This is a genomic window from Coprococcus sp. AM97-35, assembly GCF_027697525.1.
Classification (GTDB): domain Bacteria; phylum Bacillota; class Clostridia; order Lachnospirales; family Lachnospiraceae; genus Allocoprococcus; species Allocoprococcus comes.
In genome coordinates this window covers 1-6,741 of sequence record NZ_JAQESL010000046.1, presented here as the reverse complement: position 1 = coordinate 6,741, position 6,741 = coordinate 1, and the positions used below count along the sequence as shown (strand labels likewise).

The 6,741-nt window shown below is 36.2% G+C and carries 7 protein-coding genes; all 7 read right to left on the bottom strand.

Annotated elements, in window-relative coordinates:
- Positions 1 to 36: 36 nt before the first annotated feature.
- Positions 37 to 1,650, bottom strand: a complete 1,614-nt coding sequence (locus PG840_RS16170) for a recombinase family protein (RefSeq protein WP_008394611.1) — start codon at positions 1,648 to 1,650, stop codon at positions 37 to 39.
- Positions 1,651 to 1,761: 111 nt separating this feature from the next.
- The gene (locus PG840_RS16165; RefSeq protein ID WP_008394616.1) at positions 1,762 to 1,971 is read right to left on the bottom strand and encodes a hypothetical protein; all 210 of its coding nucleotides are present in this window, start codon (positions 1,969 to 1,971) and stop codon (positions 1,762 to 1,764) included.
- Positions 1,972 to 2,755: 784 nt separating this feature from the next.
- Positions 2,756 to 3,970, bottom strand: a complete 1,215-nt coding sequence (locus PG840_RS16160; RefSeq protein WP_008394618.1) for a replication initiation factor domain-containing protein — start codon at positions 3,968 to 3,970, stop codon at positions 2,756 to 2,758.
- Positions 3,971 to 4,369: 399 nt separating this feature from the next.
- Complete coding sequence (locus PG840_RS16155; RefSeq protein WP_002303421.1) at positions 4,370 to 4,900, bottom strand: dihydrofolate reductase family protein; 531 nt, start codon at positions 4,898 to 4,900, stop codon at positions 4,370 to 4,372.
- A 181-nt stretch (positions 4,901 to 5,081) separates the two neighbouring features.
- The gene (locus tag PG840_RS16150) at positions 5,082 to 5,738 is read right to left on the bottom strand and encodes a hypothetical protein (RefSeq protein ID WP_002303420.1); all 657 of its coding nucleotides are present in this window, start codon (positions 5,736 to 5,738) and stop codon (positions 5,082 to 5,084) included.
- A gap of 54 nt (positions 5,739 to 5,792) precedes the next feature.
- Positions 5,793 to 5,957 (bottom strand): hypothetical protein, encoded by a 165-nt coding sequence (locus PG840_RS16145; protein WP_178089311.1) that lies wholly within the window; start codon positions 5,955 to 5,957, stop codon positions 5,793 to 5,795.
- Positions 5,958 to 6,051: 94 nt separating this feature from the next.
- Positions 6,052 to 6,390, bottom strand: a complete 339-nt coding sequence (locus PG840_RS16140; RefSeq protein ID WP_117684373.1) for a hypothetical protein — start codon at positions 6,388 to 6,390, stop codon at positions 6,052 to 6,054.
- Positions 6,391 to 6,741 lie beyond the last annotated feature (351 nt).

Here is a 6,741-nt window from a genome sequence, read left to right as displayed (position 1 = left end):
CCAGTTTCCCTTAGTTAAAGATATGAACCCTCTTTATCAGTCTACTTTTCCAATAAATCGGTAGTATATCTCTATTTCCTGTATTCTTTCGTTCTCCTCATTCGTTGTTGCTTCGTGAATAAGGATTTTTTCTATCATTGCATTTAATAACGGTGCTGTCAGTTCCTTTGGTACGGAATACTCCTTGATTAACTCAATCCACTTTTCAGCACCTATCATATCCTGTTCCATTTTACTTAATTCTTCTCTTAGGTTGGTTATCTGCTGTTCAAGTTCTATCTGCTCTTTTTGATATTTCCCCGACAGCATGATGAAGTTTCGTTCCGTTATCTTCTCACAGGCTCTATCTTCATACATTTTTGCAAATAAACGGTCAATCTCATTTTGTCGGTTCTCGGCTTTCTTCAAGGCACTTGCCTTTTTCTTCTTTTCCCGTATTCGCTCTGCATTGCCGACTTTCTGTATTTTGTTCAATACCTTTTCTTCGTCCTGCTGTACTGCCTTAGCCCAATACTGCAATCGTTCCAATACAGCTTGATACAGCACATCATAGCGGATATAGTGCATAGAACAATAACCTTTGCCAAACTGTCCGTAGAAACTACAAGAATAATAACTATACGGTGTTTTATTTGCCTTATTTGTCGCAAACCTCATAGACCAGCCACAATCCGCACACTTGACAAGCCCTGCAAATATCGGCGTTGCCTTTTCCTTTGTCTGTCTACGCCTTGATTTTATCTGCTCCTGCACACGATAGAACACTTCCTTGTCAATAATCGGTTCGTGCGTGTTTTCTACTCGAAACCATTCGCTTTCGGGCTTTCGTACTTTCTTCTTGCTTTTGAAAGAAACGGTTGATTGTCGATTATGAACGCTGTTTCCGATATAGACTTCACTTTTCAATATCGCCTTTACATGAGCAATCGTCCACTCATAACGCTTGCTTTCGGGCTTTCCCTCAAAGATATGAGCAAAAGTACCGTACCTTGTAAAATTCAACCAAGACGCTGTCGGGACTTTTTCTTCTCGCAGTATTTTTGTGATTTTGGCACTACCGTAACCTTGATAGGCTAGAGAGAAGATTTTTTCAACAATCCATTTTGTTTCCTCATCAACCAACAGTTTCCCTTTGATGTCGGGGTGTTTCTTATATCCTAACGGAGCATAAGCCCCATAATACGCACCCTCTGCAAATTTCGTCTTAAAGGCTGATTTCACTTTACGGCTCGTATCTCTTGCCACCCATTCATTGATGATGTTCTTAAATGGTGCAATCTCACTTTCGCCTTTTTCGCTGTCCACACCGTCGTCAATCGCTATGTAACGGACATTATGGCTGGGAAAATACAATTCTGTATATTGTCCTGTCATAATATAATTTCTACCAAGTCGTGATAAGTCTTTTGTTACAACACAGTTGATTTTTCCTGCCTCTATATCCTCAATCATTCTTTGAAAACTCGGTCTGTCAAAATTTGTTCCCGACCAGCCGTCATCAATATATTCATCAATCACATTCAAATGATGTTCTTTTGCATATAGACGCAACATACTTCTTTGTGTGGTAATGCTGGAACTTTCGCCCTGTAATTCATCATCTCGGCTTAACCTAAGATAAAGTGCAGTATTGTAAATCTGTTGTTTCATTGTCAGTTATCCTCCTTTATAACTAACCCGTGTTTACAATACCTGCTTGCAAGTAAAGTATAACACGGGTACTTTTTGTCATTCAATCTATTTCTTACAACTGCACCGATTTTATGCGATTGTCTGCTTTGCTTTTTCCAACATGACATCAGTTAGAAGTTCTTCCATTGTCTTTCCCTTTTCGGAGAAATGCTCTTTTACAACAATCTTTGTCTTTCCTCTGTTGCCAATGCCACACTTGTTATTTTTCTTTTGAATTGTTTTTACAGCATTATCAATAACACATACCCCCTTTCTGTAAAATCTTTCTAAGCAATTCAACGGCTTTTGTCATAGCCCACAGGACTTCCACCTCTGCATAGTTCTTATGTAGCCGTACCCATTGCGTGCGACGCTTTTAACGCTCAAGCTGTGGCTGTACGGGAGTATCATTATCTGACAGCACAGGTCATGGCGATAAAAGAGGACAAATCTTTTACAAGAACACAGATAGGTTGTCGCTCACTTTTGCAGGAGAAAGGTCATGGCGTATCTGTTTCAACGGCTCGCTGTCTGTCAAAGGTATTGAATTGCTTTATTCAGTTGTCAAAGAGCGATTGAAAGAAGAAAATCATCTTTCCTATATATCGCGTTGGAAAAGAGTAAAAGCGTAACCAATATTCAAAACTTTTTTCTTTTCTTGTACCATATAGGGAAAGAAATTGTCATTCTGCTAAGTTGATGATGAAAAGATTTCTTTTCACACCCTAACTACCTATGCAATACCGTTACTGCCAACTATGAAATGAAAGATTTTGTTTGCTCCATATAGGGAACGACAACTACCAAATGTTAAGTTGAGAATGAAAATATTTTCTTCTTTTCACATCAACACTCAACTGCTAATACCTGTTTGAATACAAATTGAAGATACTTTGTCTTCTTTCACATAACACTGTCCACTCATCTTGAATTTCCGACATTTTTTCAAAACTTTTCTTCTTTCACTCCATATAGGGAATGGAAACCTTGATTTGATGACCTATTTTCAAAAAAAGTTAGATTTCCTTTTCTCGTACCATATCTGTACACAAGTTGATGTTTTGTTGCAGATATTTTGAAGAAATTAAAAAATACCGTCATTCTCTTGTGGGACAGCGGTATCTATGCGTTCTTCTATGGTTGATTTTTCTAATTGTAATAAGTGTTTATGCTTATCTTTGAGTTCTGCCTGCTCAATCATATCTTTCAGTATCGTTGTATGATTTTCTCTGTCTAATGCTTGTACCATTTTTATGGTTGGTGCAACCTGTCTTTGTAACCAATGTAATGCCTTTTGTAAAGTATAAGGTTCTGGTTTAGTCGTTAATCGTATCGGCTCTCTATTTTCCCCTATAAACCATGCCCAATCATCATTTGTTTTCCATTGACTTTTCGGTTTATCATCTTCTCTATCAACAAAGCGGACATAATGATTGATGATAGAAAAAGCGGTGCGTTCAGCGTCCCGATAGGTCAGTAAATCTACAACCGCATAATAGGCTCGTTCATTCTTCATGCGTATTTCAAAACGGTTCTTGATTTCTGTATCTTCAACTTCTATGCCATTTTTGACATACTGCTCGTAATTTTTCTGATAGGCACACATATATAACTCACTACTGGTTGAACCGAGATATAAGGTTTCTCCTGTATTCTTTGGTAAATCGCTACCACATTTTTCCGTACCGCTGTAATCTTTCTGCATACGAAAGTAGGAGATACATTCGCCAGCCTTGTATTTTTCCTTTAACTTTGGAATATCTAATATTCCTGCTTTATCATTGATTGCCAAGTCAAGTCGTTTCATCTTACCACCTGCCGTTAAACAATCCAGCATAAAGTCATACCATGAGCGTTCCTGTGCCAATAGATAACTTTCCATTTGCCGACACCCTCTGCCTTTTAGTTCTAATAAAACACCTAAATGCTCTTGCATGGAACACATGATGTTGATGTCGCCTAAAACATATTTGCTTTCATATCCGTATTTTCCAAAATCTTCATAAAGCATATAATCGGCTTTTAGTTGTAATACTTCACGAATAATCTTTAATGCGTCTGTCGTAGGAAAGCGGACACGGAAGTAATCAATCAACAGAAATAGTGGTTCTTGCGGATTGAAACGCTCAATCTGTTTTTCTATCGTTTGTTTTAGTTCAGCAGAGGGAACAACAGTCCCATTCTCTATCTGGTTAAAATATGTACGACTGATACCACAGGCAACAGCAAGTTTTCTTTGTGTTACTCCATATTCTTCACGCTTTTGTCTTAATTCTTCTATAAAGTTTTTATCATTCATTCTTCAATTCCTCCAATCAAAAAAGGCAACTACCATATTTGATAATTGCCTATACTTAAATTTCCGCAAAAGAAAAGACAATCAATTTCTCGTTTGAAATCAACTGTCTTTCCTATGTCTTATTCAATTTTTATGTATTAAATGAGTGCTTTTTAGTTAACACCCTATTAAAAGCGATTTTACCTTGTAAATACAGCGTTTTCCGCTTAGTAGTGTATATTGTTTCTTGTTTTTTGTGCCCCCCTTGTTAGATAACGGGGGCTTTGAACGGCTCGCAAGCTCGCCGAACCGCCGAAGCGAACCGCCCCCTTGCAAGCATGGCGGAAAAATCTTAAGGATTTTCCCGCCAACGTGGTCGGATCGCTCCGTCGGTTTAACAGCTTTTCTGTTTCTCTCTAGTTATCTACGCATATAAATCAAATCGGTTATTCCGTTATAAGTCTGTGTTTTACAAAGCCTTAACTTTATTTCCCTGTCTATGTTGCCCAAAAGACGAACCCCATTTCCTAACAGAGTAGGAATAACAGAAATGTAATATTTATCAATCATATTTTTGCTTACCAACTGCTGAACAAGATTTGCTCCGCCACAAATCCAAATATCCTTTCCTGCTTCTTGTTTTAGCCGTTCCAATAATAAAACAGGATTTTCACTTGTAAAATGAATTTGTTGGGAAGAATTGCACTCTTTATGTGTTAATACATAAGTTGTAAATTTATTATATACCCATTCTTGCGGAGAAAGTTCAGTAACAACCTGATGAGAAGTATTCCACCCCATTAAGACAGTATCTATATCTTTGGTAAATTCTGTATAAGTGTCGATGTTTTCATTGTCATTTCCATGACCATTTAGCCAAGCTACTCCACCATTACCGTCCGCAATATATCCGTCAAGGCTCATGGCAATAAATAAAACTACTTTTCTCATTTTTTCTCTTTTATAAATACAAACAGGAATTTATTTCTCTTTTTTACTCATAAGGGAACAACTGATTGCTACAAATAAACCCATTAAAATCCATGGAAATGCTGCTCTTATAAAATCACTAACCATACTTTATTCCTCCTTAAATTCCAATTTCCTTAGTTCTACAAACTGAAATTTTTGCCTATGAATGTATCTTGTTCTTTATACGCAAACAGGCTTCTGTGTGCATAATCCAATGTCTTGAAAACGGCATTTGAATTAGTCCACAAATATCTTTATTACACCAATAATCAATCAGCCAAATTGCTTTTTCATTGTCGTTTACTACATTCAACGATTCTAAGTATCCTTTTCTTTCTTTCGGTATTTTTCTTTTCAATTCATCATAAGATAACCGTTCAAGCATTTTCTCAGTGCTTTCCCATACTTCGAAAATATATAAATATAATTCTTCCAGATTAAGCTGTTTTGAAAAGTCTGCAATCTGCTGTTTCATGAGTTCATTTCCTGTTGTAATGATAGGTGAATTGATACGCTCTTGATAATTGCCTGCAAAAAATACTTGTTCATCTTCATTTATCACTGTATGCACAACTATATCTTCAATGCGGAAAATATGCCAAATAGAATAAGCAATCGTCTTACTATGATAACCATCAGCGTTTATGAAGGGGATTGAGTTAAAATCTTCTCTGCATAATTCTTCTTTGAAAGATACTAAGGTTTGTATTAACTGACTTCGTAAAGTAAGTAAAGTATCAATACCCCTCTTATAAGTATCTTTCTTTTTTATTTGTGCCTGCATTGTTTTATTAAGTTCAGACCATTCCTTATTCATATTCAATCCTCTCTCAAATTCTGATTTTATCGCCCCATACAAACTGGAATTTTCTCAATTCTTCATCTCTGTTTTTTCCCTTTTCCAATTAATTAATGGACCAATCGTTGAAATAACAAAAATTAATGCTGATGTTAGAGAAAAAATACCATCAGTAACCACAAATATGATAAACGTGGCTAATGGAATATAATTAAGAATACTTTTCAAAATTTTCATGTCCAATCCTCCTTTTTAAAATCTCATTAATCTTATAAAATATTTTGTTCTAAAAATTCCGATTTTCTCAATTCTCCAAACTTGAAGTTTCCATTTATTTCTTTTTGCGGTATTTGGGTTCAATACCTACTACATACGCTACCATAGCCGCAATACTAATAAGCATTGCACCCAATATAGGTATAATAATCAAACCCGAATTCTGCCCATCTAATAAAGGCAATCCAATTAACGTAAACAAAACACCATACACGCACCACAATATGCCCAAAGCACGATTATAGCCTTTCACATCTTCTATGGGCGCTACCTCAGCATTTGCCCAAAAACCGAAAGGTTTTGCTTTCTTGGAATTAAAATCATAAATGCCCATTACAATAAATAATACGCCGATTATTACCCAAATAACAAATGCTATTAATCTTCCTTCCATAATATGTATCCTTTCTTTGTAGTTCTGTAAATTCTTGTTTGTCTTCATCTGCATTATATCATATTGTTATAAGCATTGCCATTTCTTTTCTGCTTTTGAAAAGTTACTTATCAGCCTATGTTTTGTAAAGGGTGATATTCAGCATTTCTCACGCAACAAGCCCTTGACAAACCATAGACTAATAAGTTTTAAGGTAATCAAGCAGAAATGAAATAGTCTGCTGTTTCACGGCAACAAAAAAGAGATACCAACACACTTATGTAGTATCTCTTAGTCTAGTAGCAATATTCTTTTGTTTGCAAGCAGGTAAACATGGGCTGTTTCTTAATATCTTTTTGTTTGGGAAACACC